Origin of the sequence: Chryseobacterium luquanense (assembly GCF_026460945.1) — a bacterium.
GTDB lineage: Bacteria > Bacteroidota > Bacteroidia > Flavobacteriales > Weeksellaceae > Chryseobacterium > Chryseobacterium luquanense.
The window spans coordinates 1-26,719 of record NZ_JAOVZV010000002.1; the positions used below are offsets into that span (position 1 = coordinate 1).

At 32.4% G+C, this 26,719-nt stretch carries 22 protein-coding genes; 11 read left to right on the forward strand and 11 right to left on the reverse strand.

Annotated elements, in window-relative coordinates; genetic code table 11:
* Window positions 1-160 precede the first annotated feature (160 nt).
* A complete protein-coding gene (locus OEA66_RS03505) occupies window positions 161-1,063 on the forward strand; it encodes an ABC transporter ATP-binding protein (protein WP_267280077.1) in 903 nt (300 codons plus the stop codon).
* Between the two features lie 2 nt (window positions 1,064-1,065).
* Window positions 1,066-1,911, forward strand: a complete 846-nt coding sequence (locus OEA66_RS03510) for an ABC transporter permease (RefSeq protein ID WP_267280078.1) — start codon at window positions 1,066-1,068, stop codon at window positions 1,909-1,911.
* Window positions 1,912-2,030: 119 nt separating this feature from the next.
* On the opposite strand, the gene OEA66_RS03515 is transcribed toward OEA66_RS03510, so the two are convergent.
* The 5 genes from OEA66_RS03515 to OEA66_RS03535 form a co-directional block, all read right to left on the reverse strand.
* Entirely contained in the window at window positions 2,031-2,957 is a 927-nt protein-coding gene (locus tag OEA66_RS03515; protein ID WP_267280079.1) for a malate dehydrogenase, read from the reverse strand.
* 111 nt (window positions 2,958-3,068) lie between these two features.
* Complete coding sequence (locus tag OEA66_RS03520) at window positions 3,069-3,620, reverse strand: biliverdin-producing heme oxygenase (protein ID WP_267280080.1); 552 nt, start codon at window positions 3,618-3,620, stop codon at window positions 3,069-3,071.
* Between the two features lie 14 nt (window positions 3,621-3,634).
* The gene (locus OEA66_RS03525; RefSeq protein WP_267280081.1) at window positions 3,635-5,842 is read right to left on the reverse strand and encodes an ATP-binding protein; all 2,208 of its coding nucleotides are present in this window, start codon (window positions 5,840-5,842) and stop codon (window positions 3,635-3,637) included.
* Window positions 5,843-6,057: 215 nt separating this feature from the next.
* A complete protein-coding gene (locus OEA66_RS03530; protein WP_267280082.1) occupies window positions 6,058-7,782 on the reverse strand; it encodes an RDD family protein in 1,725 nt (574 codons plus the stop codon).
* A gap of 32 nt (window positions 7,783-7,814) precedes the next feature.
* Window positions 7,815-8,828 (reverse strand): nucleoid-associated protein, encoded by a 1,014-nt coding sequence (locus tag OEA66_RS03535; RefSeq protein WP_267264940.1) that lies wholly within the window; start codon window positions 8,826-8,828, stop codon window positions 7,815-7,817.
* Window positions 8,829-9,413: 585 nt separating this feature from the next.
* Here OEA66_RS03535 and OEA66_RS03540 point away from each other — a divergent pair.
* Complete coding sequence (locus OEA66_RS03540; RefSeq protein ID WP_267264939.1) at window positions 9,414-9,812, forward strand: DUF7674 family protein; 399 nt, start codon at window positions 9,414-9,416, stop codon at window positions 9,810-9,812.
* Window positions 9,813-9,889: 77 nt separating this feature from the next.
* Here OEA66_RS03540 and OEA66_RS03545 read toward each other — a convergent pair whose 3' ends face one another.
* Window positions 9,890-10,357: a cupin domain-containing protein gene (locus OEA66_RS03545; protein WP_267280083.1), complete on the reverse strand. Its 468-nt coding sequence runs from the start codon at window positions 10,355-10,357 to the stop codon at window positions 9,890-9,892.
* 246 nt (window positions 10,358-10,603) lie between these two features.
* Here OEA66_RS03545 and OEA66_RS03550 point away from each other — a divergent pair, with 246 nt between their 5' ends.
* The gene (locus OEA66_RS03550) at window positions 10,604-11,305 is read left to right on the forward strand and encodes a hypothetical protein (RefSeq protein WP_267280084.1); all 702 of its coding nucleotides are present in this window, start codon (window positions 10,604-10,606) and stop codon (window positions 11,303-11,305) included.
* 136 nt (window positions 11,306-11,441) lie between these two features.
* Here the strand turns inward: OEA66_RS03550 and OEA66_RS03555 are convergent, their stop codons facing one another.
* Window positions 11,442-14,438, reverse strand: a complete 2,997-nt coding sequence (locus tag OEA66_RS03555) for a LamG-like jellyroll fold domain-containing protein (RefSeq protein ID WP_267280085.1) — start codon at window positions 14,436-14,438, stop codon at window positions 11,442-11,444.
* 375 nt (window positions 14,439-14,813) lie between these two features.
* Here OEA66_RS03555 and OEA66_RS03560 point away from each other — a divergent pair, with 375 nt between their 5' ends.
* From OEA66_RS03560 to OEA66_RS03585, 6 genes are all read left to right on the forward strand, one after another.
* Complete coding sequence (locus tag OEA66_RS03560) at window positions 14,814-15,257, forward strand: DUF1801 domain-containing protein (protein WP_267280086.1); 444 nt, start codon at window positions 14,814-14,816, stop codon at window positions 15,255-15,257.
* 56 nt (window positions 15,258-15,313) lie between these two features.
* Window positions 15,314-15,607, forward strand: coding sequence for a DUF3817 domain-containing protein (locus OEA66_RS03565; RefSeq protein WP_267280087.1), 294 nt, complete (start codon window positions 15,314-15,316; stop codon window positions 15,605-15,607).
* A gap of 114 nt (window positions 15,608-15,721) precedes the next feature.
* Window positions 15,722-16,876, forward strand: coding sequence for a helix-turn-helix domain-containing protein (locus tag OEA66_RS03570; RefSeq protein ID WP_267280088.1), 1,155 nt, complete (start codon window positions 15,722-15,724; stop codon window positions 16,874-16,876).
* A gap of 128 nt (window positions 16,877-17,004) precedes the next feature.
* Window positions 17,005-18,063 carry a serine hydrolase domain-containing protein gene (locus OEA66_RS03575; protein ID WP_267280089.1) on the forward strand — a complete coding sequence of 353 codons (1,059 nt, stop codon included), beginning with the start codon at window positions 17,005-17,007 and terminating at the stop codon, window positions 18,061-18,063.
* A gap of 40 nt (window positions 18,064-18,103) precedes the next feature.
* Complete coding sequence (locus tag OEA66_RS03580; protein ID WP_375379290.1) at window positions 18,104-18,715, forward strand: Crp/Fnr family transcriptional regulator; 612 nt, start codon at window positions 18,104-18,106, stop codon at window positions 18,713-18,715.
* Between the two features lie 59 nt (window positions 18,716-18,774).
* Window positions 18,775-19,353, forward strand: a complete 579-nt coding sequence (locus OEA66_RS03585) for an NAD(P)H-dependent oxidoreductase (RefSeq protein WP_267280090.1) — start codon at window positions 18,775-18,777, stop codon at window positions 19,351-19,353.
* A 147-nt stretch (window positions 19,354-19,500) separates the two neighbouring features.
* On the opposite strand, the gene OEA66_RS03590 is transcribed toward OEA66_RS03585, so the two are convergent.
* The 4 genes from OEA66_RS03590 to OEA66_RS03605 form a co-directional block, all read right to left on the reverse strand.
* Window positions 19,501-19,665, reverse strand: coding sequence for a hypothetical protein (locus OEA66_RS03590; RefSeq protein WP_267264929.1), 165 nt, complete (start codon window positions 19,663-19,665; stop codon window positions 19,501-19,503).
* 271 nt (window positions 19,666-19,936) lie between these two features.
* Entirely contained in the window at window positions 19,937-20,548 is a 612-nt protein-coding gene (locus OEA66_RS03595; RefSeq protein WP_267280091.1) for a DUF4142 domain-containing protein, read from the reverse strand.
* Between the two features lie 415 nt (window positions 20,549-20,963).
* Window positions 20,964-22,853, reverse strand: a complete 1,890-nt coding sequence (gene dnaK / locus OEA66_RS03600; RefSeq protein WP_267280092.1) for a molecular chaperone DnaK — start codon at window positions 22,851-22,853, stop codon at window positions 20,964-20,966.
* Between the two features lie 144 nt (window positions 22,854-22,997).
* Window positions 22,998-24,368, reverse strand: a complete 1,371-nt coding sequence (locus OEA66_RS03605) for a T9SS type A sorting domain-containing protein (protein WP_267280093.1) — start codon at window positions 24,366-24,368, stop codon at window positions 22,998-23,000.
* Window positions 24,369-24,566: 198 nt separating this feature from the next.
* On the opposite strand from OEA66_RS03605, the gene ppk1 reads away from it, so the two are divergent.
* Window positions 24,567-26,639: a polyphosphate kinase 1 gene (gene ppk1 / locus OEA66_RS03610; RefSeq protein WP_267280094.1), complete on the forward strand. Its 2,073-nt coding sequence runs from the start codon at window positions 24,567-24,569 to the stop codon at window positions 26,637-26,639.
* Window positions 26,640-26,719: the final 80 nt, after the last annotated feature.

The following is a 26,719-nucleotide window of genomic DNA, read 5'->3' on the forward strand; positions in this document are numbered from 1 at the left end:
TAGAAGTTAGAAGTTAGAAGTTAGAAGTTAGAAGTTAGACAAAACTAATTCATAATTCATAATTCATAATTCATAATTCATAATTCATTTTAAAAAAATTCACTTCATTTGTAACATTTCACAAAAAAGAGAAACCAATTAGAATATATAACAAATCTACATGGAAAAAATTTTATCAGTAAAAAATCTGACGAAAAAATTCAAGAGAGTCGTAGTTAACAATATTTCCTTCGACGTAGAAAGAGGTAATGTTTACGGACTTCTCGGCCCAAACGGAAGCGGAAAATCTACTACTTTCGGAATGCTTCTTTCGACCATCAATCCTACAAGCGGAGATTGGTTTTGGTTTGGTAAAAAAGGTACTGATCCCGAGACGCTTAAAAAAATCGGAGCCATCATCGAGCAGCCCAATTTTTATCCTTACCTGAGTGCAGAAACCAATTTGAAAATTGTTGCTGAAATTAAAGGAACTCCTTTTGCGAGAATTGATGAAGTTTTGAATACGGTGAAACTTTTAGAAAGAAAAAAAGATACCTTCAAAACCTTTTCTTTAGGTATGAAACAACGTTTGGCAATTGCTTCAGCTTTGCTTAATAATCCTGAAGTTTTGATTTTGGATGAACCGACAAACGGTTTAGATCCGGAAGGAATTATTCAGATCAGAGAAATTATCGGAACGATTGCAAAACAGGGAATTACCATTATCATTGCAAGTCACCTTTTAGATGAGATTGAAAAAATATGCAGCCATGTAATTGTTTTGAAAGAAGGTAATGCTATTTATTCCGGAAGAGTAGATGAAATGACAAGTAATCAAGGCTTTTTTGAATTGAAAGCAGATAATAATGTTACGCTTTTGAGTGCTTTGGAAGAATTGCAATGGTTTACATCTGTAGCTATTGAAGGAGATTTAATTAAGGCACAAATTCGTGACGACGCCTCAATTTCTGCATCAGCTTTAAACCAGAAACTTGCTGAAAAAGGTATTTTCCTTTCTCATTTGGCGAAGAAAAAGAAATCACTTGAAAATCAATTCCTTGAACTTGTAAAAAACAATAACTAATCATGATGAAATTATTAAAATTAGAATATTATAAAAACCTGAATTATACACCGTTTAAGGTTTTCACGATTTTATATTTTGCAATATTAGTCATCTTTCTTTGTATTGGTTTGATTGATTTGAAGCTTTTCGGAAGTACAATTAATTTGAAAGAACAAGGAATGTATAATTTCCCTGAAATTTGGAATTTTACAACCTGGACTGTCGCTTTACTAAAGATTTTCCTTGGTTTAATCATTGTATTTTCTATCTGTCAGGAATTTAGTAACAGAATGTTTAAACAGAACACAATTGATGGTTTAAGCAGAGAAGAATTTATTGGTTCGAAATTATTGACTATCGGTATTTTTACATTTATTTCTACTGTTTTAGTTTTTGTAATCACAATACTTTTAGGATATCAATATTCAACTTCTACAGAATCATCGTTAGTTTATAAAGAAATATTTTTCATTGGAAATTATTTCCTTAAACTTTTCTCTTTTTTCTGTTTTTTAATGTTTTTATCCATTTTACTGAGAAAATCAGTATTTGTTTTTCTGGCATTTTTTGTAGTCTGGATTGGTGAATCTGTTATCGGAGGAATTGAAACTTATAGTAAAGTAGCAGGAACACAGTCTGCAGAAAGAAACGAAATTTTTCAGAATGGATTTTTCTTCAGCAAACTTTTACCATTAGAAAGTATGTCAAGTTTAATCCCTAATCCAATGATGAGGCTAAATATGGCTAAAATGATGGGGTTAAAATATGAATTTACCTATCCTACAGAAAGCCTTGTTGCATGTTTAGTTTGGTGTGGATTATTTATTTTCGGGTCTTACTTGATTCTTAAAAAGAGAGACTGGTAAAATTTATTTATATTATTCAAAATTAAAAGTGATTCAAATGAATCACTTTTTTTCATTTTAAGGAAACAAAAAATCCGCACTCTTTCGAGCACGGATTCATTTATATAAAATCTAATCAATTAGAATTTCAAATCACCATTTACTTCTCTTACTGCTTGTGCAGCTTCAGCAAATTTTGCTTTTTCTTCTTCAGTTAAAGAAATGTTTACGATGCTTTCAACACCGTTTTTCCCGATAATTGCAGGAACACCTAAACAGATATCGCTTTCGCCATATTCTCCGTCAAGCATTAATGAACAAGGAATCATTTTCTTTTGATCACAAGCAATCGCCTGAACCATTACAGAAACTGCTGCACCTGGAGCATACCAAGCTGAAGTTCCTAATAATTTTGTTAATGTAGCACCACCCACTTTAGTTTCTTCGATTATATATTTTTGTTTAGCATCGTCAAGGAACTCAGTTACAGGAACCCCGTTTCTTGTTGCTTTGCTCAATAATGGAAGCATTCCTGTATCACTGTGAGCTGCGATTACCATACCGTCAACATCAGAAATTGGAGCTTCTAGAGCTTCAGCCAATCTGTATTTGAATCTTGCAGAATCTAAAGCACCACCCATACCGATGATTTTGTGCTTAGGAAGACCTGAAGTTTTGTGTACCAAATAAGCCATTGTATCCATTGGATTAGAAACCACGATGATGATTACTTCAGGAGAATTTTTTACTAAATTTTCAGTAACTTCTTTTACAATTCCCGCATTAATACCGATTAATTCTTCTCTTGTCATTCCCGGTTTTCTTGGGATACCAGAAGTAATTACTGCTACATGAGAACCTGCTGTTTTGCTGTAATCTCCTGTTGTTCCTGTAATTTTTGTATCAAATCCGTTCAAAGATGCAGTCTGCATCAAGTCCATTGCCTTTCCTTCTGCGAAACCTTCTTTGATATCTACTAAAACTACTTCTGAACAGAAGTCTTTCATTGCGATGTATTCTGCACAACTTGCTCCTACAGCACCTGCACCTACTACGGTTACTTTCATAATGTTACTATTTTATTATTTATTTGTTAGTTTACTTTTTTGCTTCCCAAATGTACAAATTCCCGAAAAATTGAGCAATTTTTCGGGAATTTTAATTATTATTTAAGAAAATTAATTAACGTTTAGTAAAAACGTATATAATTTTTTAGCTCCTGATAACACTTCATTGTAGTTTTCTTCGGTAACTTCAGTATCCAAAACCTCTTTGAAGTTTTTCCACATCGGTCCTGTATTTTCCTGATAACATCCAAAAAAGTTGAAAGTAACATCATCAAAACCTTCCGTTTTAGAAAGTTGTTTTGCGATAACATTTCCACCTAAAGTAGAGCCTTCAATTACATACATTGCTCCCAAAGCTTCATGCTCATTTGCCAATTCAAAATCATGAGAAGCCGTTTGGTTTTCTAAAGCTAAACTTGCCAAATCCTTTTCAATTAATGGAAGTTTTACTCTTTGATTTAACTGAAGTTTCTCGCTGAATTTATCAGAAAGACTTTTGAATATTTTGTTTTCACTATGAAGAAGCATCAGATAATTGGTATTGATGATTTTTTTGTAATCTTCTAAAGTGAAAGTTTTGCTGAAAATTTTATCAGAACTAAATAATTTTTCTGCTGCATCGTGAAACTCGGCAGTGTTTTGTTTTAAATACTCAGATACCATTGTTTTTTTAACGTTTAAAGTTTCACAAATTTAGGCTTTTGAAACGTTAAAATAAAACAAGTTCCCTCATTACTGCTTTCGTAATCTACATTTCCGCCCAATCTGTTCATAATTCTGTGAACAATGGATAATCCTACTCCGTTTCCTTTGAATTTTTTGGCATTATCCATTCTGTTGAAAATCTTAAACATCTTGTGTTTATTTTCTTCAGGAATTCCGATTCCATTGTCTTTGATGCGGTAAATAATTTTGTCACCTTGTTCAGTTCCCTCAATTTCTATAATCGGTTGTTCCTGATCTGATGAATATTTCACAGCATTATTGATGATATTTAAAAATACTTGATGCAACATCGTTTTGTCTGCCAAAACTTCGGGACATTCTTTGATTACAACAATACTTTTCTGTGTGTCGTATGTCATTTTTGCATTCTCTGTAATTTTCTGAATAGTAGGATTGGTCTCAATATTTTCAAGCTGAATCTCGCTGTGTTTTGCACGGCTCAACTGAAGAACATTCTGCATCATTTCTGCCATACTGTCGATTTCGTCGATGATAGAATTGATTTTATTTCTGTTCTTGTCTGAAGTTTCTCCAAAGCTTTTAAGCAACATTTGAGCATTCAGTTTCATCACCGTAAGCGGAGTTCCCAAATCGTGTGAAATCGTGTAAGAAAAACTATCTAGTTCTTCATTTACTTTTTTCAGCTGATCATTCAGTTTTTTAATCGTAATATATTGTTTGTGTGAAGTTTCTAAAACTAAATCACGGATAAGATTTACTGCAATTACGTTTTTAGAACCCCATCTTTTAGAATTTCCTCTAATATTTTCTGTAAAAACCTCAAAAGACTGACGTGGAGAAACAAATTGAGTCTCAATACCATCTTTGGAAAAGACATCGATTTTTTTCTCAGGATTTCCTGCCCAATTGATGTGTTCGTCAAATTCTTTTCTGAACCAGATTAAGATTTCTTTTTTACTTCTTTCAATAAAATAAATAATAATTCCGGCACTCTCAGAACTTAAATTTAATTCTTTACCGTAATCTTTCAGAAAACTATTGCTTATGAAAACGTTCTCTGAAATATTTTGATATGCCCAATCAATGATATTGTTTATGATTTCTTTTTCAGGAGTAATTCCGTCTGTAACGATTTCGTTATCTGAAATAATAGCCAATCCGTCTGCTTTTGGGATTGATCTTAAATCACATTTATTCGCATCCAAAGAATCAAATAAAGTTCCATGTTTTAGAAATTCAGATTTCAAATAGCTTAACTTTTCATTTAAATCTAATCGATATCCTAATTCTTTTTTAGCCTTAAAAGAAGAATAAGCATTGGAAGCTAAAACTGTAAAAATTCCTGCCTGAACGCGATCTTCAAGATCGATATGTTTGGCTTCAGAATTTTGGCAAGTTACCAATCCCCACAATTTATCATCAATAATAATCGAAATACTGAAACTTGAAGAAGCTCCCGAGTTTTTGATGTACTGACCGTGAATTGGTGACATCGCTCTCGAAGCAGCGAAAGTAAGATCAATATCGGTTTCTGTACGGCTCAAAATACGAACTGGCTCTGAATGAACATTCGAAAATATTCTTTTTCTCTTTTTTTTGTACAATTCACGCGCCTGTCTCGGAATGTCGTGTTCCGGATAATGAAGTCCCAAATAACTTTCAAGATGATTGTTGGTTTTCTCAGCGATTACTTTGCCGGAACCGTCGTTCATGAATTTATAGACCATTACGCGGTCATAATTGATGATGTTGAAAAGGGTATTTAGAAGTTGATCCCAAATTTCCTGATCATTATCAACAATATAAAAGTTATCGTATTTGTTTGTGATGCGTTTCTGAAAATTTTTAGAAACTGCTTCAAACTCAAGGAAAATATAATTATTTGCACGAAAAACAGAAAAATGATACTGATTTTCACCTATAAAAATTTTGTCAAAATAAGTTTCGTTCTCTCTTCTTTCAAGAAAACCTGCATCCTGAAAAATTTCCGAATCGATAACGTTCTGGAAAACATCAGGAAACTGTGAAAGTTTTTTTCCAAAAAGCTCGTTGGAATTTTCTAATGGAAAAATATCTGTAATATTTTCACTAAAAAAAGTGATGGTAAGAGAAGCTTTGTCAATGCCAATCAAGTATCCAAAACTTTGTACATAGCCCGGAATATGAATGGGCTCATCATGACATTCTACAAAATTCATAATATCTAATAAAATATCAAAGTTACTCAATTTGAAGTTCAAATACACACATGTGGTACCTAATTAAGAATCTGTATAAATAATTAACAAAAATTATGATTTATTAAAACATTTTATATAAAAACATATAAACAAACATTTAAAAATTATCTTTTTTAAAAAAATATTAATTTTATTTCACCCATTATAGAATGAATAAAAAGCAACTGTAAATTTTATTTAATTTCTGTAATTTCGTTGGTTAAACCATTGGTTTTTATCATGTAAGAATGTTTTTTATTCAGAGAATCCAAAACTTCAATTTGTGAAATATTTTCTTCTGTGAAATCATAATTTTCGAGCTGAATAAGAATGGGAGAATTTATTTTATTAATTTTTAAAGGAAAATTTACTTTCCATTTTACATCATTATTTTGGTTTTTAATATTGGTAATCGTCGCACTTCCGCCATTATTACTTAGAAATACAAAAACTTTTTTATTGGTGTAATCATTGTCTTCTTTTCTGATTTCACCTTCGAGAAACGGACTGTTAAAATTGTAGATTTCTTCGATTTTATACTGAATTCCAGACTTGAAAAAATCCATTGTTTTTGGAGTATTGTAAAAATCTTCGATTGTTTCGGGAGAAATATTTGCCAACTCCTGTTTTTTAATAACAAAAGTCTGCGCCGTATCTTTTTGCTGCTCGTAAAGATTTTTAGCATAAGAAAAATCTGCACCCGAAAAATATCTTCCGGTGATTCTTCTAATAGTGATGTTATCGCCTTCAATTTTTTCAATTTTAAAACCGAAATTCAGAATATCTCCATAATAATTACGCGCATCTACAACATAAAACTGACTGGTATTTGGATTTTTAATTTCAGACTTTAGGTTCGTAAATTGATTAGACATTGTTTCTTTATACTCAACAGAAGCTTTATAAGCTTTATAATAAGTCTTCCCGAAATACATTACTGCAAGATAAATTGCTAAAACTGGTAAAATCCATAATAATTTGCTGGTTTTAAAGCCTGTTCGTTTCTCTTTTACGACGTAAGTTTCAGACAATGAATCGTGCCATCCTCTTTTCCAGAAAAAAGAAACTGCATCAAATGGAATATTTCTGCATAAAGTTCTTAGGAAAATAGTTGAAGAATCGGGAGATTCTACTTTTGAACTTACAACTCTTGATTCCGTTAAAAATTTTGCAGGAGAAGAACCAAACAGAATTTCCGAAACAGGATAATAAATAAAAATGAAAATGATAACTAGAAAATAAAGCGCCCATCTGCTTTCTAAAAACATCGCTAAAGTTTCATTTCTAGCTAAAAATTCGGAGTTCATCATCGAATATCCTAAAGTAATTACAAAAGGAGTTGCCAATAATGACATTACCGTCAAATCTACAATCCAGTGAAAAAATCTCTGCCATTTTGGAGTATCTGTAATGGTAATTTTCTCTTCTGTCTGTAAAATATCAATCTCTTTTTGACTTTTAATTATTCTTAAAACCCGTACACTGATGTATAAAGCCAAACCTAAAGTAGCTAATCCAAATGTGGAATAAAATATCTGTAAAGAAGTGAGTCCGCCCCATTTTGTAATAAATATCTTATAACATAAACTTTGAAAAAGCAAAATAATTGACTGTAAAAAAATCACAGAAAACACGAACCCTACAAGACGTGTTTCTTTACCTTTTGATTTGATAAACTGCAAACCGCCGATAAAAAGCAATACATAAAAAACGAAATTCCAGATTTCTAAATGCTCAAATTTATTGGTGAAATTGAGATTCAGCGTTGTAAAAAGATATAAAAACTGTAAAACATCCGGAATAGATTTAAATTCTTCAGCACCTTTCCAGACACCGTAAAATGTATAAAAACAGCAAAGTATACCAATGATTGATATCACCATCGAACTGATGGCAATAAGCTTGTAGTTTTTCCCCATAAAATCTTTTGAAAGTTATTAAACCTTTTATCTTACACCTCTTTATCGAAGTAAAGCATATAAAATTTTCCTTTTTCATCCTGACCTTGCTCAAGCATTTTTCGGTCTCCATGAATGTAAATATGAAAATTTTTATCTAATTTAATAATACTTTTGAAATGACGCTGCGTTTTTTTCACCGCCGCTTCACTGATTGGAAATTCCTCAGAAATATTGATCTGCATATCTTGTTCGTAATCAGTTTTAAAATTATTAAAACTCTCAATTACATGCTCATCAACCAAAACTTCAGCGGCAAATTCATCCAGCTTAAATTCTTCTTTTTCTTTAAAGAAATTAATCGATTTATTTAAAAAATCTGCCTGATCTGCTTTAGAAACCTCAAATTCCTGTGGAAGTTGCTTCACAATGTAATCTTTGTAAACCATCAAAGCTTCCTGTGTGTGAAAATATTCATCATCACGTTGTTTCACTTTTAAGAAATCTTCAAACCAATAGTACATATCACCGTTTTTGTTGTTGTCAACCACGGAAAGTACATAGCCATTTTCTTTATGATTATTGTAAATAAGAGCAGCTTTATCGATTTTTGACAAACTGATTCCCTGATCTTTTTCAATTTCGAACGATTCGTTTTTAGGGAATATTTTTAAGAAAGAATCTCTTTTTTCGGTTTTAAAAATCCCGATTTTATCAACTCTCTCGTCGCTTTCTCTTTCGTCTTCAAAGAAAACAATAAACAGTTCTCCACCCTGAACTCGTGGATTTTCTGCCGCTTCGAAAAGATGTTTGGCAATATTTTCAGCTTCCCAAAGAAACTTCGCTTTGTCTTCAAAAATCTCGGAAACCGAACTAAAAACCGGATTGTTTACCAAATAAGTATCGCTGTAAAACTGATATGTTTCCTCAGTTTTAAATGAACCTAAAAAATAATTTTCAAGCATTTCTACAGTTCCTTCATCCAATTGAAGCTCTTCCTGCGAAAGTATAAGTGATTCTCCGTTGATTTTATTTCCGACTCTGTGGACTACAATTTTTGTAAACATCTTTGATTTTTATGGACTGCAAATATATTTATTCTGAAAGTTAAAAAGTAATATTTTTTTGTTCAAGCAGATTTTTTTGATTTAACAGATTTAAATTAGAAAAAAACATCGGCGTAGTCTGCAAAATCAACGAGATAATAATTATAGACAAGAAATTAAACAGATTTAAAATATGAACTTCCGCTATATCTCATACTATTTAAATTTAACGCAAAGTCAAACAAAGAATTCTAAATATCACCTCTTTTTAAGTTATACAAAGGCGTAAACTTAATAAAGAAATACAAAGTACTGTCAACTATAATGAATTACAGACAATCGATTAAAAATTTTCATTACATAATTTAAATGTTTCATTACAAAACAATAAAAACACTCATTAATTAATCATGTTAAAAATCAACGAATTACACATTTAATCCCAAATAAAAGAAATAATATTATTTCAAAACATCTATAAATAAACAGTTTGGAGAGAATTAAAGATTTTAAATTAATTTTTAAAAGAAACAATTTTTTAACATACAAAAGGAAAACTTGGTACAGTTTTAGCTAATGTATGAGTGTTCTAAAAAAATATTTAAAATGAAAAATATTGAGAAGAAGGTAATTAATGAAAATGGGGCAATTGAGCATTTAAAAGTATTCTATCCTACATTACAGAATGAAATTGAAAAGCTTTCTGTACAAAATAATTTTGCAGGCGTGATACAAACCACAGTAGATCACCTGAAAAATCTTTTGCAGGAATCGAAGATTAATATAGTAAATCACAACATCAAAATGATGGGCTGGCTTTACCGAAACGGAACAAATACCGTAAAACAAATGATTGAGAATCTTTTCGTGAGATCTTTCAGAAGTTTTAAAAAGCAAACCGATACTCACCAATGGAATATTTTATACCAATATATGCCTGTAAGTTTTCAAAAAATTTACGTTAAGCAGACAAAAATGGACGAAGTATTATTCAAGAGACACTAAATCACATCATATATCACGAAAAATCCCGAGGCAATTGCGCTTCGGGATTTTCTATTTTTTGGTGATTTTTTTTATTTTTACCTAACTGCTTGATATTCTTTTTCAGAAACTGCTTCAAACCATTGTGACGGATTTTTCTCATGGTCAATACTCACTGCAATATGTGTCATAGATTGATCAGCGCTTCCGCCGTGCCAATGTTTCACATTTTTACCAATTTTAATGACATCTCCTTTTTTGATGATTTGAAGAGGTTTCCCTTCTTCCTGATGATATCCTACTCCATCAGTAACCAAAAGTGTTTGTCCTCCTGGATGATTGTGCCAATTTGTACGACCTTTTGGCTCAAAAGTGACGTTACTTACACGAGTTCCATCATCACTCAAAATTGCCTGATACACATTTCCGTCAAATTTATCATTGGGAACTTTGTTGCCTTTTGGAAACAAGAGTTCTTGCTTTGTAGAATCTTCGTAATTTTTAGTGGGACTTTGTTGACAAGAAAATATGGAAATTCCAATTAAGGCTAAAAAAATCTTCTTCATTTCAAATTTATTTTGATTGATTTTATCTTGGTTTAACTGCAAGTTAGGGATTATTTATTAAAAGCTTTGATGTCTATAAGACTTCAATTTATTATTCTAAAATTTATATTTCAAATTTTTTATCAATATAAAAAATTATTTAACAAACAAATTCAACATCCGATTATTATTTCAGTAGTTATACTGATTGCAGTGAAAAATATTTTTCCAAATTTTGTGATATAACTAAAACTAATCTAACAGATCATGAAAACTTTAATTCTTTTAATATTTATCGTTTTATTTACGCACAATTCACAAGCACAAGTAGGAATTAATACCACTCGACCAATGTCAACATTAGATGTCAACGGAAATGTGATTATTAGAGATGTTACTGCAGTGTCAACTTTGAGTTCAGACTACAGTTTAATGATTAGAGACAAATCGTCAATTGGCGACAATACCGTTAAAGAAATAAGCAGTGATCTTTTTTCAGGAAAGAAAACGGTTTATTATGCCACAAAAAACGGGGCTTGGTCATTACTTAATTTAAGTCTTGGAGGAGGGTGGCAAAAATTGAATTTAACAGGAACTTCCGATACAAAAATGGGAAATGCATCTCTTTTTACAGACGGAGTTTATACAGCAATACAGCCTGGAATTTATTCGATCAACTATGAATTACAACTGGAATCGGGAATAAATATTGAAGCATTAGGAGGGAAAAAATTAGGCATTTTGAAAAATGATGCTCTATGGGAAGAAAAAAAACTTGATGGAGTAAGAGTTTCATTATTAGGTATAACCTTGGCTTCGATTCCAATTACGTCTACAGGTATTCAATCTATTTTATCTTTAGAAACCGGTGACACTGTGACATTTGCAGTTAATACAAATGGCCTTTTGAATGTAGGTCTTCTTACTGACTCTAAGGTTAATGTCTTTATCTATAAAATCTCTAATTAATTCTCCAATCCTGCACAGGTTGAAATTTGAAATAATTACAGTAACATTATTACAATATAGAAAAAATTAAAACCTCCCAAAAAGATGAAAGGTTTTAAATAGATAAAATATGAATGTATTAACTTGTGTTATTATTTTACTGAACAATAATTTTAAAGTTACTGTTTAGGTTTTCTCCAGAAACGTTCAGAATATAATTTCCTGAAACTTTTTTGTCGGCAATATTTAAATTAAAAATTCCGTTTCCGTTTGTTTTCACATTTTCTTTTACGATAACTTTTCCAGACATATCCATGATTGTAGCCGTTAAACTAGATTTTTTATATTCGGGAAGCTTAATGTTTATCTGATCTTTTACAGGATTGGGATATACAGAACCTACATTTTTACTGATGCTGAATTCTGCATTACTTAAAACTGCCTGATTGTACAAAGCAGATATTTCGGTTACAGATAACGCATAATTATACATTTTCAGTTCATCAAACGCACCTTTGTAAGGAGCAGGAGCAGTAGTTGTCTGGAATTCCAATTCACCGATATTACCTATAATCAAATCACTTGCTTCGCCAATTCCGGTAACTGCAGTTTCATCACCTTCAGAACTTAAAACTCCGTTGGTATAAATTCGCATTTTATGAGCCGTAATGTCTCTTTGAATCACCACATGTACCCAATTATTGGTAAAATAATTGGCAATTGGAGACGTGATTTCTTTTTTCGTAACATCATCATCAATCGCATATCGCAGTTGGCCGCCTTTTATTTCAATATTAAAACGTTTTCCTGTAGCACCTGTAGTAAGATTTTTAGTAAAAGAACCTTTACACAATACATATAAACTTGTCGCCGAAGATGATGGAATCATGCTTTGTGGAGCTTTCATCCAATAAGACACAGTGAAAGAATTATTATTAAATAATATCTGATCCTGATGAGGAATACTTGCTATATAAGGAGTATTGGGAGAAGTTGCCAAATCTAATGCATAATTTTCTTTTCCAGGAACTCTCACATTTGCATTGTCATAGGCAACATTTAGTGTTCCGTTGTTGGCATAAGAAGTAAGATCTGCAATTTGCTCACCCGAAAGAGGAGCTTCCGAAAATGGCCAGTTTCCGACAAGACTTGGAGTCAGCGCACGAAAACTCCAAACATCTCCCGTCACTGCACCCAAAGTATTGGAAGAATCTATTCTCCAGTAATAATTGGTTGCCGTATTTAAACTCGTTAACTGATAAGATGGTGCAACAGAATAAGGAACTGTAGCAACATTATTTAAATTTTGCGGATCTGTTCCAAAATAGACAGTATAATTGGTTGTGTTTGTACTTCCTGTCCATTTTAAAAGCAGATTTCCATTGGTTAATTGCACATCATTAAATCCGTTTGCAGGATTCGGAGAAGTTGCTTTGGTTGGAGCTGAAGGAACAGGAGGTGTAGTAACAGAAGCATTCGGTGTATAAACTGAAGAATCTGTAGCATTCATTGCTTTTACTCTATAATAATACTGAGTATTTGGAGTAAGCCCTGTTTCGTTATAACTCGTCGTATTTGCAGGAAGTGTAGCAATTACCGTGAATGAAGTTCCGTTTGGTGAACGTTCCAAAACATAATTGGTTTCATTCGTTGCATTATCGCTCCAATTAACTGTTAGAGAGCTTGAAGCTGGAGAACCTGAAGTTAATGAATTAGTAAAATTCACCCCAGAAGGCGGAATAACAAAAGCCGGAGCCGGAGTATTTGGTAAACCGTTAATGTAAACTTCAATATTCAGGTAAGGTGCATTGGTAGTACTTACCGCCAAAGCATCGGCTACATTAGGATTTAAACCATGTGCAATTTCCCATGCATCGGGCATTCCGTCATTATCTGTATCTAAAGGAGCCGGAGCGCCATAAATATGTCCTGCTCCCCCGTTTGTAAAACCAAACTGAGTTGTTAAATCACTTTGTACATAAACATAAGTAGCGGTTGTTCCTTTCGATTGTAAATCTGAAACCATCAGCTGATCTACCTGATCACGTACAGGATAAGATGCTCCAACACCTGCAATAATATTATCGAATGCACCTTGAGCCGTCAAGGCCGGGTTTTTCATCGGATAATCATACGAAGTTGACTGAATTGCTGTTGCATCTCCAACCGGATAACCTGTCAAATCCTGTGGAACCAAAGTACCATCTAAAACTCCGTTTTTATTATTATCAAAATAATTTCCTGAGCCATATAAATTGAAATTGGCATTTCCAACACTGAAAGGTGTAGAAACCGTACCACTCGTATTTGGTCCTCCGATAAAATAATTATTAATAATATTTACATAAGAGGCTCCAGCAGAATCTCCACCCATAATGTAAGCTTCACCAGATTGTGTATGACCGTAAGTATTGCCGTAATTTCCCCAATTATAAACAACATTGTTTACAAATTCGTTGATTCCCTTTACTTTATTATTTCGGGTCTTATTACAGATATATAAATTTCCGATCAAACTGATTTTTCCTCCTGCGGAAGGTTGCATTAATCCACCTGCAGAATGGTTGTGACGATGTAATCCTTGTCCGATAATAGAATTTTGGATCGTAATATTATCAGGACTGTTTCCGTTGTTATCCCAATTTATAGAGAAAACTTCGTCTGTTCCCCAAGTAAAGGTCATGTGATCCAGAATAATATTTGCACCGTTGGAAATTCCTGATGCATCCTGATTTTGAGCTGTACCGCCATAACGAAGACGCATAAATCTTGCAATCGTATTATTAGATCCCGAAAATGAAACTCGTGGCCCTAAAAATAAAATTCCTTCTCCGGGAGCAGTTTGTCCCGCAATTGTCGTATTACTTGCAACAGCTACAACAGATTGTAAATTGACAATTCCACCCACTTTGAAGATAACAAATCTTCCCGGCTGACTTACCGCATCACGGAAAGATCCTGCTCCACTGTCATTTAAATTCGTAACCAGATAAATTTGAGGATTGGCGGCACCTCTTGCTCCTGTTGTAAATCTGCCAAAACCGGTAGCTTCCGGAAATGCCAAAGTCTGAGCATTGAGATCAAATGTGGACAAGGTAATTCCACAAAGCAGTAAGGATTTAAGAGTCTGCTTAAAAAGTAAGGATTTTTTCATGAATATTAATTTTGTGTGAACTAATCTACCAACAAACCCAAATTGGAGCATCCTGTCCCATCCTGCTACTCTCTAAATATCAAATGATTACAAATGAATCATTGGAAATTCCACAAAAACATCTGCTCTGATCTCTAAGTTTTCACCTCATTTTTCATCAAGAGAATATATAATTCAGAAAAAAAAATAGATAAAATAGTATTAGATTTGAAAATCAAATGTTCTTTTACTGAGTTAAACTTTAAAATGACACATCCTCTTAAAAATTATTATCATGCAGATGTTTTAGGCAAAATAAATCATCTCATTCAAGAAAGGGAATTTACAGATTTGATTTAAAATTTACAAAAACATCAATTTATAAATCAATAAAACATGGCAACAAAAAATAAAACCACAGAAACCCAGGTTAGTGTTACAGATTTCATCAATTCATTTGTTGATAATGAGCAGAAAAGACAAGACAGTTTTCAACTTATTGAGCTTATGAAAAAATGGTCAGGTTTTGAGCCTAAAATGTGGGGACCTACAATGATAGGCTTTGGAAGCTATCACTACAAATATGTAAGCGGACATGAAGGAGATGCCATGATTATTGGTTTTTCGCCTAGAAAAGCACAGTTTTCGCTCTATGTGGCAGCTCCAGGAGAGGAAAATCAACAACTGCTCGAAAAATTAGGAAAAATTAAAATGGCAAAAGCCTGTATTTATTTCAGAAAATTATCAGATTTAAATCTTGAGGTTTTAGAAATATTAAGCAAAGCAACTATCAAATATATCAGCGCAAATAATGAGTGTGCCTGCAGAATTTCGGATTAATATTTAAAATAATTCTAACTTTTCACCAAGCAATCTATAACAAACAAATTGACAACATGATCAACATTTACCGTAAAATAGCAATTATCGAGGGCATTTCTTATTTAATTTTACTCTTTATTGCGATGCCCATAAAATACATTCTTGATATTTCAGAGCCTGTAAAATATTTTGGCTGGATTCATGGAGTTTTATTCTTAGTTTATATGGTGATTCTCATTATTGCTTCTATAAAATACCGATGGAGCCTCAAGAGAATTGCAATATACCTTATCGGATCTGTTTTACCATTTGTTCCTTTTATTTTAGATAAAAATTTAAAGAAAGAATATCAATCGATAAATAATTGATGTTTAAATGTATCGAAATCGCTTACTACTTTTGTTTATTTTCCCTTATTAAAGAAATAAAATTCTGGCTAAATCTTTTATCTTTACGAAATATTAAACTAAAGTTAAAACTTGATGGATAAAAGCAATTTGTTAATTATTGTAACGGTCATTTCTCTGTTCATTGCTTTTTTTCTTGCCTTTTTTCTTCTCACTGTTAAGAACAGAAATAAACCCAGCAATTCACTTTTTGCATTCTATCTGATTCTTATTGCAATAGATGTAAGCGAACCTATAGTTAGTTTAATTATTGACAGACCCTCAAATCTGGGAATGTTCAGAAGTACATTTGCATTTTTACAGATTCCTGTCTTCTATCTTTATGTAATGTCGGTTTGTTATTCAGATTTTAGGCTAAAATCAAAACATTTGCTTCATTTTTTGCCCTTTTTAATCGTAAATATTATCCTGATTCCAGATTTTTATTCCGTTGATTTGATTTCTAAATTTGATTTTATCAAAAATCGACAAAGTATGATAGAATTTCAATTCATTCATATTTTGATACATATTCAGTTAACAGCCTATCTTATTGCTATTTTCCTGATACTGAGAAGAACAAAAAAACTTTATCTGGAAAATTTCGCCGGTACAAATATTCATTCATATCATTGGCTGTTCCAATTTACAGTTGTTCTCACGATTTTATATTCGGTGGCTCTTTTAAAAAACATTTTTAAATTTTCAGATTATCCCGAGATTTCCGAATGGATAAAAATTTTCGGATTGGTTTTGCAAATGTTTATTGTCTGTTGGTATTTGTATAAAGCACTCAATAATCCTCATTTATTCAGAAATATCGATTCTAAACTAAAACTCGTTTCCGATATTATTTCAGAACAAAAAACGACTGAATTATCATTTATAAATGAACAAGAACACAATGAAGATTTACAGAAACTAAAGAAATATATGAGCGATGAAAAACCATTTTTGGATCCGTCAATTACGATTCAGAATATTTCTGAAAATATCAATATTCCTGTTCGGGAATTATCGGTTTTAATTAATCATCAATTAGGTAAGCATTTTTATGATTTTGTGAATACATATCGAATTGAATATGCAATGGAAATATTAAAAAATCCGGCAAAAACCAAAGTTACAGTTCTCGAAATCCTGTACGAAGTCGGATTTAATTCTAAATCTTCTTTCAATACCGCTTTCAAAAAACATACAGGAAATACGCCAACTTCGTATCGTAAAACACTACATAACAGTATTTTGTAATTACTCTTACTTTTTCAATTCATCATTCGAACTCATTTTTTAATAGAAATTCGTCTCACTGCATTTATTCGGTCGTGTAAGATTTTGTTCTTCCGCACATTTGTACCCTAATCTTAAAACAAGGTACAATGAAAACTACATTCACACTCTTAACAGCATTATTATTCATCAGTAATTTTGCTTTTTGCCAAGACTTTTCTAAGAAGATTGATTCTATTATTAAAGCCAGTTATAATAAAAACCCGGACGTTGGAATCAGTGTTGGTTTTATCAGCAACAACAAAGAATTTTATACTTCTTACGGAAAGCTGAGTAAAGAAAGCAAAGTCAATATTGATAAAAATTCAATCTTCGAAATTGCTTCCATTACCAAAATCTTAACCGGAAATATGATTGCTCAGGCTTCTTTGGAAAAGAAATTAAAACTGGATGATTACATCGACAATTATCTTCCTAAACAATACATTCTGCAGAAGAATCTTCAGAACAAAATCAAAATCTCAGATTTGGCTTCACATCAGTCGGGCTTACCCGATTTCGATTTTCAGGAGTTGATTAAAATAAATTCTCAACAACCGATAAACAGCATTACAAGAGAATCATTAGCAAAAATGATTAATGAATCTATAGACCTCATCGATTATGGAAAATTCAGATATTCTAATATTAATTTTACTTTATTGGGACAGATTCTAGAGAAAATATATGGTAAAAGTTATGATGAAATTATCCGGGAAAAAATATTTAAACCTGCAAAAATGCATAATACACTGACTCAAGATTTTAATGTAAAAAATATTACAACAGGTTATAATCCTGAAGGAGGCGCTCAAGAGTTTTTCTTGTGGAATGTAACTGCACCTGCCGGATTGGTAAAATCTAATGCTTCTGATATGACGAAATATCTTAAAGCACTTTTAACAAATGGAAATCCAATCTCAAATGCAGCTTTATTAACCGAAAAAATCTATTACAAAGATGAAAAACGTGAAATGGGATTAGGTTTTAACATCAATACCGAAGATAACGATACTATTTTCCTGAAATCTGGTGATTCTATGGGACAATCTTCTATTATTTGCTACAATAGAGATAAGAATTGGGGATTTATCATCCTTTTGAATCAGAGGAACTCAAAAATGAGACAAGATTTGTTGAATCAGATTTACGGAACAGTTTTAAAGTAAAAAACGTTTCATATTTTGAAAAGATTTATTTATTCTGATTATGAAAAAGAACTTTAACCGTAGTTTTGTAGTTAAAAATAAAAAAGTGATTGAGGAATATTTTCGCAGTTTCAATATATTTAAAGAAGAAGAGATTAAAGATTTCGTTCAGTTATTTGAAGTCAGAAAACTTGTTAAAAATGATTTCTTTGCAAATGAAGGTGAAAAATGCAATGAAGTTGCTTTTATTAAATCAGGAATTTTCCGGTCGTACTATACAACTTCAGAAGGAAATGATATGACGTATTGTTTCAGATTTCCAAATGATATGCTTGCTTCTTATTCCTCATTTATCACAGGAAATCCTAGTTTGGAAACCTTACAAGCCATTTCATCTGCAGAATTATTAGTCATCGGAAAAGATACGATTGATAAACTTACAACCAACAATTATAATTGGACGATATTTTTGAAAATAATTGCTGAACAAAACTATATTGAACTGGAAAAACGAATTTTTCAACTTCAAAAAGAAACTGCTATTCAAAGATATACTGCTTTAGTTGAAAATCAACCCGCATTTATACAGCAAATCCCACTACAATATCTTGCTTCTTATCTCAACATTACACAAAGACATTTAAGCAGAATCAGGAAAGAAATTACTTTTTAGACATTTGTCCTACATCAGGAAAACTGCTCGAACTATTTTTGCCGTATTAATTAATAAGTATGAAAAAAATAGTAGTTATAAATGGGCATCCGAATAAAGATTCTTTCAATTTTGGAATTGCCCAAGCTTATAAGGAAGCAGCTGAAGAATCAGGAGCTGAAGTGAGAGAAATTGTGATTGCTGATTTAAATTTCGATCCAAATTTAAAATTTGGTTATCAGAAAAGAACCGAATTAGAGCCAGACTTACTTCAAGCTTGGGAAACTATAAAATGGGCAGATCATTTGGTTTGGGTACATCCTGTTTGGTGGGGCGGTTTACCCTCGATTACCAAAGGATTTATAGACAGACTTTTTTTACCTGGATTTGCTTTTCAATATCGAGAAAATTCTATTTTTTGGGATAAATTATTGAAAGGAAAATCTGCAAGAATAATAACAACTCTCGACCAACCGGGCTGGATTTACAGACTTTTATTTGGAAGACCAAGTGTTAATCAACTTAAAAAATCCACACTCCAATTTTGCGGAATCAATCCTGTAAAAGTTACTTACATTGGTGTTATAAAAACTTCCGATGAAAAAATGCGAGCGAAGTGGTTAAATAAGGTTAGAATTTTAGGGCATAAGAATAAGTAATTTTTTTTGTGCTACTTTATTAAAGTTCTAAAAAAAAGAGTTTGGTAATCAAACTCTTTTTTATTCATATAAATTTAACATAGAAAACATAGATATTTATCTGTAAAATTAACTCTAACTAAATTCAGATGTTTGTTTGTATGTTAACTAAAAAATTTCGCGGATATTTATATTCCCTGTAGCGCCCTGTGGCAGAAATACAACTTTCCTTTTAATAGCTTTTGCTTTTTCTAAAGCTTTAATTGCTTTTTGACGCTCAATCTCTCTTGTGTAGTGAGAAGCAATGTTCTCAGATTCTGTAGATAGTTTCATATTAATTGATTTAGGTTTATACCTGAAGTAATCTAATTCTGTACCAACCAAAACCAATTTTGCAATCTGTGGTATTTAAAACTCAAATTAGTTAAAAAAGATTTTTAAAGTGAAAAAAAATAGCAGAAATTACCATCAGTATAATCTATGTTTCTTAGTTTGAATATAGTTTTCCATGAAATAAACCAATTTATATCTAAAATATTGCAATTTGATATATAAAAAATCCCACACTTCGGTGGGATCATTTTTTAAGACTGAGTGATAAAAATTACTTTACAGCTTTTTTTGCTTTTTCAGACTCCATTAAATGATGTTCCAAAGCAGGAATAGTTTTCGATGCAAAAGCTTTCAGAGAAGTTTCTGATCCTTCAGCAGATTCCTTTTTAAAATCAGCAATTGTTTTCTTATGATCATTTACCATCATATCTGCATACACTTTGTCGAATTCTGTCCCTTTTTTGGCTTTTAGCTCATCATACTTCTTTTGTTGATCAGCATCTACCGCAGATGGCAAAGTATAAGAATTTGCAGAAGCCCATTGTTTCAATTCATCATTTGCTTTGGTATGATCTTTTACCATCATTTCAGCCAATGTTTTCACAGTTGCGTTGGTTGCATTTTGAACAGCTAATTCTCCTGCCATTACTTCCATCATACCACCCTTTGCTGCAGCATCAACAAACTTTTTGTCCTGATCGTTCAGAGAAACTGCTGCTGAACTGGTTGTAGAAGTAGAAGCCGAATCACTGGTAACAGGAGTTGAATCAGTTGGAGTTGTCATTTCCATAGAATCACCAGATTCATTGACTGTTGTAGATTCCTTTTTGTTGCACGACATTACCGTAGCGATTGCTAAAAGCATTACAATTGATTTTTTCATAAATAAATTATTTGGTTTGATAATTAAAGATAGCGTTATTCACAAATCAACTTACCTGTTTTTCTTTTCAAAAACTCTTTCATATGAAAATAGCTTATTAAATAACACGGTGTATGATAAAAAATCTTTATGGCAGAAATAAGAATCTTTCTGACAATTGTCAAATTGTTTATTCACATAAATATTTGATTGGTGACTGTCAAATTTAAAAACTAACATCCAACTATTTATATGACTGCAATCATAAGAATTAGTTAATCTATTAAATAAAAAAATTTAGGTAACATTCTTTTTTTAGCTCACAAATGCACATGTGTTAAATTAAATTTATATATTTTTTTAATAATTAAAACAAAACCGCTGTAAACATTACATTTACAGCGGTTTATTATTTTTAATTGATGTTACTCAATAATTATTTAACTTCTTCGAAATCTGCATCCTGAACATCTTCTGCTCCGTTTGCATTTCCTTGAGTTTGTTGAGCTCCTGCATCAGCACCTTGACCTTGTGCGTACATTTCTTCTGAAGCTGCCATCCAAGCTGCGTCAAGAGCTTCGGTTTTAGCTTTTACATCGTCACCGTTTTTAGCTTCAAAAGCGGTTTTCAATTCTGCGTGAGCAGTTTCGATTGCTGCTTTTTTGTCAGCAGACAATTTATCACCGAATTCTTTCAATTGCTTTTCAGTCTGGAAAATCAATCCGTCAGCTTTGTTGAAGATTTCAACCTCTTCTTTTCTTTTGTTATCTGCAGCAGAGTTTTCCTGAGCTTCTTTTTTCATTCTTTCGATTTCCTCGTCAGAAAGTCCAGAAGATGCCTGAATTTTGATAGATTGCTCTTTACCAGTTCCTTTATCTTTAGCAGAAACGCTCAAGATTCCATTCGCATCAATATCGAAAGTAACTTCGATTTGAGGAACTCCTCTTTGTGCTGGTGGAATATCTGTTAAATCAAATTTACCAATCTCTTTGTTGTCGTTGAACATTGGTCTTTCACCCTGTCCTACTCTAATGCTTACAGCCGGCTGATTGTCAGAAGCTGTAGAGAATACTTCAGATTTTTTTGTTGGAATTGTAGTGTTTGCTTCAATCAATTTAGTGAACACAGAACCCATAGTTTCGATACCTAAAGAAAGTGGTGTAACGTCTAATAAAAGTACGTCTGTCACATCTCCAGTTAAAACACCACCTTGGATTGCTGCACCAATTGCTACAACCTCATCTGGGTTAACTCCTTTTGAAGGTTTTTTACCGAAGAATTTCTCAACTTCCTCTTGGATAATTGGGATTCTTGTAGAACCACCTACCAAGATTACTTCGTCGATATCGCTGATAGAAAGACCTGCGTCAGAAAGTGCTTTTTTACAAGGCTCCATTGATCTTCTTACCAAGTCAGCAGATAATTGCTCGAATTTAGCTTTAGTCAAAGTCTTCACTAAGTGTTTAGGACCTGTAGCTGTAGCTGTGATATAAGGAAGGTTGATTTCAGTCTGAGGAGAAGAAGACAACTCGATTTTTGCTTTTTCAGCAGCTTCTTTCAATCTTTGTAATGCGATTGCATCAGATTTTAAGTCAACGCCTTCTTCAGATTTAAATTCATCTGCCATCCAGTTGATAATTACATCATCAAAGTCATCACCACCAAGGTGCGTATCACCATTTGTAGACAATACTTCGAAAACGCCGTCTCCTAAATCAAGGATAGAAACGTCAAAAGTACCACCACCTAAATCGTAAACTGCGATTTTTTGGTCTTTATGAGACTTATCCATACCATAAGCCAAAGCTGCTGCTGTAGGCTCATTGATGATTCTTTCTACTTTAAGACCTGCGATTTCGCCAGCTTCTTTTGTAGCTTGTCTTTGTGCATCGTTGAAGTAAGCCGGAACAGTGATTACCGCTCTTGTAACTTCTTGACCAAGATAATCTTCAGCCGTTTTCTTCATTTTCTGAAGCGTCATTGCAGAAATTTCCTGTGGCGTATACTCTCTGTCGTCGATTTTTACTTTTACAGTATCGTTTGGTCCAGCAACTACTTTATAAGGTACTCTTGAGATTTCAGCAGAATCATCTTTGAAATGAGTTCCGATAAATCTTTTAATAGAATAAACCGTTTTTGTTGGGTTTGTTACCGCTTGTCTTTTAGCAGGATCACCTACTTTTCTTTCTCCATCTTCTGTAAATGCCACAATAGATGGCGTCGTTCTTTTACCTTCTGCGTTAGGAATTACAACAGCGTCTTTCCCTTCCATTACGGCAACACAAGAGTTTGTTGTACCTAAATCGATTCCGATTATTTTACTCATAATATTTATATTTTTTCTAATTTTTAAATTTAATAACACTCTCACATTCTCAATATTTGTACCATTCATTTTTTTATGACAAATTGACACAAAAATAAAAACCGCCTAATAAAGACGGTTTTAGTTATTATAAAAAAAGAGCTATTATTCTACAACGAATTTAAATGTCTTACTACTATTTTCAGTATAAATAGTAATCATGAAGAAACCTGTACCTAAGTTTTCTTTACTTATTTTAAGATCTGAGTCTGATTTTACTTCTTTTTTCAAAACTTCCTGACCAACTGCATTGTAGATAGAATATCTCAATACTTTCAGACCTTTTTTAGAATAAATATTTAAATAATCTTTTACCGGATTTGGGTAAATATTGATTTCATCTTTTGATAAGCCTGTTTCACTTACTGCAAGAGGATCACTACAAACCGTAGAAGTAGTTAATGACGCTCTTCTAGGAGAATTTTGTAAAACAGTTAAAATTCTTGTCTTCTGATTTTGTGTGAAAATATTCATACAAGCATCATTTGAGTAATCCATATAATTTTCTGTCATATCATTACCTGCATTAGATGGACAAGTATCGTATATTGCATCACAGTCATAATGCTCAGTATTTTGAGCCGGAGTATCCAAGCAATAATCTTTGTTACTGTCTAACGCATTAACAACACAAGAAGTATTATCCCCCCAAATATGTCTTAAACCAAAAAAATGACCAATTTCATGAGTAGCTGTTCTTCCCTTATCAATATCAGGAAAATAAGATCCTCCGACATAATTACTTGATCCAAATGCTGCCCAATGTATAATTACCCCATCAGTTTCAGCAGTGTAAGGTCCTTGTAAACCTTGTAAACCTGAAGATTGTGGAAATTGGGCATATCCTAAAACACCATCTAAATCACCTCCAAATTCACAAACCCAAATATTAAAATAATTACTTGGATTCCAAGAAGTCTGAGGCTTAAGAATACTTTCTACATTAGATTCATTCCATACTGTGCTTCCTAAATTCACTCTGTCAATACCTGTTGTAGCTCCACCAGAAGGGTTTGTTTTTGCTAGACAAAATTCAATTTCAATATCTGCACCAACAGGATTAGAATTATAGCCAGGCGTATTTAGCATTCTTCTGAAATCCTGATTCAGAACAGTGATCTGTGACTGAACTCTTGCATCCGATATATTTCTTCCAGACCCAACAGCTTGCCCACTATGAATTACGTGAACAACTACAGGAATAGTTACAACCACTTTTTTAGAAGAATTTTGTGAAATAGATTTCTCCATTTGAGCCACTTTTGGAGCCAGCCAATTCTCAAATTGTTCCTTACTTTCAAGATTATATTTTCTTCCTAGCTCTTGATTATACTCATCAGCAGCACATCTAATAAGACTAGTCTTAGGATTTTTCTTGTATTCAGACAATTTCTTACCAAATAGCACATCAACATTTTGTCCGAAACTTTGCCCTGCAAAAATTGCAATAGCGAAAGAGATAAAAATCTTCTTCATGTTAAATTATTTATTTTTGAATTATTTATAAAAGTTGCTAAATTTACGAAACTTTCTAGTATAATTTTTTTTATTATATCAAACTTCTGAAATCTTCTTTTTCTCAAAACTTATCTATTCAATTTTGTTAAATTTAATCATCAATTAACTTACAATAACCACTTATATTACTATTTTTGAGAAATTTTACTCACAAATATGTCATTACATTTTAATCCCAGAGATATTACATGGTTATCATTCAACGAAAGAGTTTTGCAAGAAGCGATGGACGAAAATGTGCCGCTTCATCTCAGAATTCGTTTTCTTGGGATTTTTTCAAATAATTTAGATGAATTTTTCAGAGTGCGTGTTGCAGGTTTAAAGCGTGCCATGGATTTTAAAGAAAAAGTTATTGCTGAATCTTTTTATCAGCCGCCTTCAAAAATTCTTCAGAGAATCAACGAAATTGTAATTACTCAACAAGCCGATTTTGACAGAACCTGGAAAAGAATTCAGGTTGAAATGGCAGATCATCATGTTTCGATTAAAACTTCAAAAAATTTAAGTGCAAAACAGAAAGAATTTGTAAGACAGTATTTTGATGAAGTGGTAGAAGCTAATGTCATCCCGATTCTTCTTCACGAAAACACGCCAATGCCTTATATGAGAGACAAAAGTCTTTATCTGGGTGTCGCCATGAGAAAAAAAGACTGGAATTATCACAGCAATTATGCGATTATTGAGATTCCGTCTCGTTTTGTAGGGCGATTCGTCTTATTGCCTACTGAAAATCCTGAAGAAAAGAATGTGATGTTATTGGAGGATGTTATTACATTTAATCTTCCACATATTTTCTCCTATTTTGGGTATGATGAGTTCGCCGCAAATGCTTTTAAAGTAACAAAAGATGCCGAAATGAATATCGATAACGATATCAAAACCAATTTCGCAGAAAAAATTGAAAAAGGACTTAAAAACCGTAGAAAAGGAAAGCCTACAAGATTTGTCTTCGATAAAGATATGGACAAAGCTTTGCTAGAACTTTTAATTCGAAAATTAAATTTAAGCAAAAGAGACAGCATTATTCCGGGTGGAAAAATTCACAATTTCAAACATTTCATGGATTTTCCGGACGTTTTTGAATATTATAAAAAGCCTGTAGAAAGAACTTCATTCACGCATCAGGCTTTTGAACATGGAGAAAGAGTTACCGACGTTATTTTAAAGGACGACGTTTTGCTTTCTTTCCCATATCACACTTACACTCCCGTAATTGATCTTCTTCGTGAAGCAGCGATGGATCCGGATGTAAAATCGATTCAGATTACGGCTTATCGTTTGGCAAGCAATTCAAAAATCAGTAATGCTTTGATTTATGCGGCGAGAAATGGTAAAGAAGTGACGGTTATGCTCGAACTTCAGGCAAGATTTGATGAAGAATCAAATTTAATGTGGAAAGAAATGTTTGAACCTGAAGGAATCACTGTTTTAATAGGAATTCCGGACAAAAAAGTTCACGCAAAATTGTGCGTGATTAAAAAACGTGCGCATAACAAGACTCTGCAATATGGATTCGTGAGCACCGGAAATTTCAATGAAAAAACAGCAAAAATCTACGGTGATCATTTAATTATGACTTCCGACCGTGGAATTATGGCAGATATTAATAAAGTTTTTAATGTTTTAAAGAAACCGAAAGAGGATTATTTAACGGTTTTAAAAACATGCAAGTCTTTAATGGTTTGTCCGCAGTTTATGCGTGAAAAAATCATGCAGCATATCGACAAAGAGATTGAAGAAGCGAAAGCAGGAAGAAAGGCTGAAATGATTGTTAAAGCCAATTCCGTAAGCGATCGAGCTTTAATTACAAAATTATATGAAGCCGCAGAAGCAGGCGTAATAATCAGAGTAATCGTACGTGGAATTTACTGTGCGGTTAATCAGAAAGATTTTAAACAAAAAATCAAAGCAATCAGTATTGTTGATGAATATCTGGAACACGCAAGAGTAATGTATTTCTATAATAAAGGTGCTGAAGACATGTATATTTCTTCAGCAGACTGGATGAACAGAAACCTAGATTACAGAATTGAAGCTGCTGCAAAAATCACCGATAAAAATCTTAAAAAGGAGCTAAAAGATATTCTGAATATTCAACTGAGCGATAATATGAAAGCTAGAATTTTAGATAAAAAATTGAGCAACGAATACATCAAAAACGATGAAAAAGATTGCCGTTCTCAGATTGAAACGTATAAATATCTTAAAGCTAAAACTTCAAAGAAGTAATTAAGAAATAACTGATTTTCAGAAAGCTGAAATTTATCAATTCAAAAAGCAAATAATTTTTGTAAATTTCGACTTTAAAG

Bases quoted from the DNA above. Each gene is read 5' to 3' on its own strand.
- OEA66_RS03505 (WP_267280077.1), top strand. From the start codon at position 161: ATGGAAAAAATTTTATCAGTAAAAAATCTGACGAAAAAATTCAAGAGA.
- OEA66_RS03510 (WP_267280078.1), top strand. From the start codon at position 1,066: ATGATGAAATTATTAAAATTAGAATATTATAAAAACCTGAATTATACA.
- OEA66_RS03515 (WP_267280079.1), bottom strand. From the start codon at position 2,957: ATGAAAGTAACCGTAGTAGGTGCAGGTGCTGTAGGAGCAAGTTGTGCA.
- OEA66_RS03520 (WP_267280080.1), bottom strand. From the start codon at position 3,620: ATGGTATCTGAGTATTTAAAACAAAACACTGCCGAGTTTCACGATGCA.
- OEA66_RS03525 (WP_267280081.1), bottom strand. From the start codon at position 5,842: ATGAATTTTGTAGAATGTCATGATGAGCCCATTCATATTCCGGGCTAT.
- OEA66_RS03530 (WP_267280082.1), bottom strand. From the start codon at position 7,782: ATGGGGAAAAACTACAAGCTTATTGCCATCAGTTCGATGGTGATATCA.
- OEA66_RS03535 (WP_267264940.1), bottom strand. From the start codon at position 8,828: ATGTTTACAAAAATTGTAGTCCACAGAGTCGGAAATAAAATCAACGGA.
- OEA66_RS03540 (WP_267264939.1), top strand. From the start codon at position 9,414: ATGAAAAATATTGAGAAGAAGGTAATTAATGAAAATGGGGCAATTGAG.
- OEA66_RS03545 (WP_267280083.1), bottom strand. From the start codon at position 10,357: ATGAAGAAGATTTTTTTAGCCTTAATTGGAATTTCCATATTTTCTTGT.
- OEA66_RS03550 (WP_267280084.1), top strand. From the start codon at position 10,604: ATGAAAACTTTAATTCTTTTAATATTTATCGTTTTATTTACGCACAAT.
- OEA66_RS03555 (WP_267280085.1), bottom strand. From the start codon at position 14,438: ATGAAAAAATCCTTACTTTTTAAGCAGACTCTTAAATCCTTACTGCTT.
- OEA66_RS03560 (WP_267280086.1), top strand. From the start codon at position 14,814: ATGGCAACAAAAAATAAAACCACAGAAACCCAGGTTAGTGTTACAGAT.
- OEA66_RS03565 (WP_267280087.1), top strand. From the start codon at position 15,314: ATGATCAACATTTACCGTAAAATAGCAATTATCGAGGGCATTTCTTAT.
- OEA66_RS03570 (WP_267280088.1), top strand. From the start codon at position 15,722: ATGGATAAAAGCAATTTGTTAATTATTGTAACGGTCATTTCTCTGTTC.
- OEA66_RS03575 (WP_267280089.1), top strand. From the start codon at position 17,005: ATGAAAACTACATTCACACTCTTAACAGCATTATTATTCATCAGTAAT.
- OEA66_RS03580 (WP_375379290.1), top strand. From the start codon at position 18,104: ATGAAAAAGAACTTTAACCGTAGTTTTGTAGTTAAAAATAAAAAAGTG.
- OEA66_RS03585 (WP_267280090.1), top strand. From the start codon at position 18,775: ATGAAAAAAATAGTAGTTATAAATGGGCATCCGAATAAAGATTCTTTC.
- OEA66_RS03590 (WP_267264929.1), bottom strand. From the start codon at position 19,665: ATGAAACTATCTACAGAATCTGAGAACATTGCTTCTCACTACACAAGA.
- OEA66_RS03595 (WP_267280091.1), bottom strand. From the start codon at position 20,548: ATGAAAAAATCAATTGTAATGCTTTTAGCAATCGCTACGGTAATGTCG.
- dnaK (WP_267280092.1), bottom strand. From the start codon at position 22,853: ATGAGTAAAATAATCGGAATCGATTTAGGTACAACAAACTCTTGTGTT.
- OEA66_RS03605 (WP_267280093.1), bottom strand. From the start codon at position 24,368: ATGAAGAAGATTTTTATCTCTTTCGCTATTGCAATTTTTGCAGGGCAA.
- ppk1 (WP_267280094.1), top strand. From the start codon at position 24,567: ATGTCATTACATTTTAATCCCAGAGATATTACATGGTTATCATTCAAC.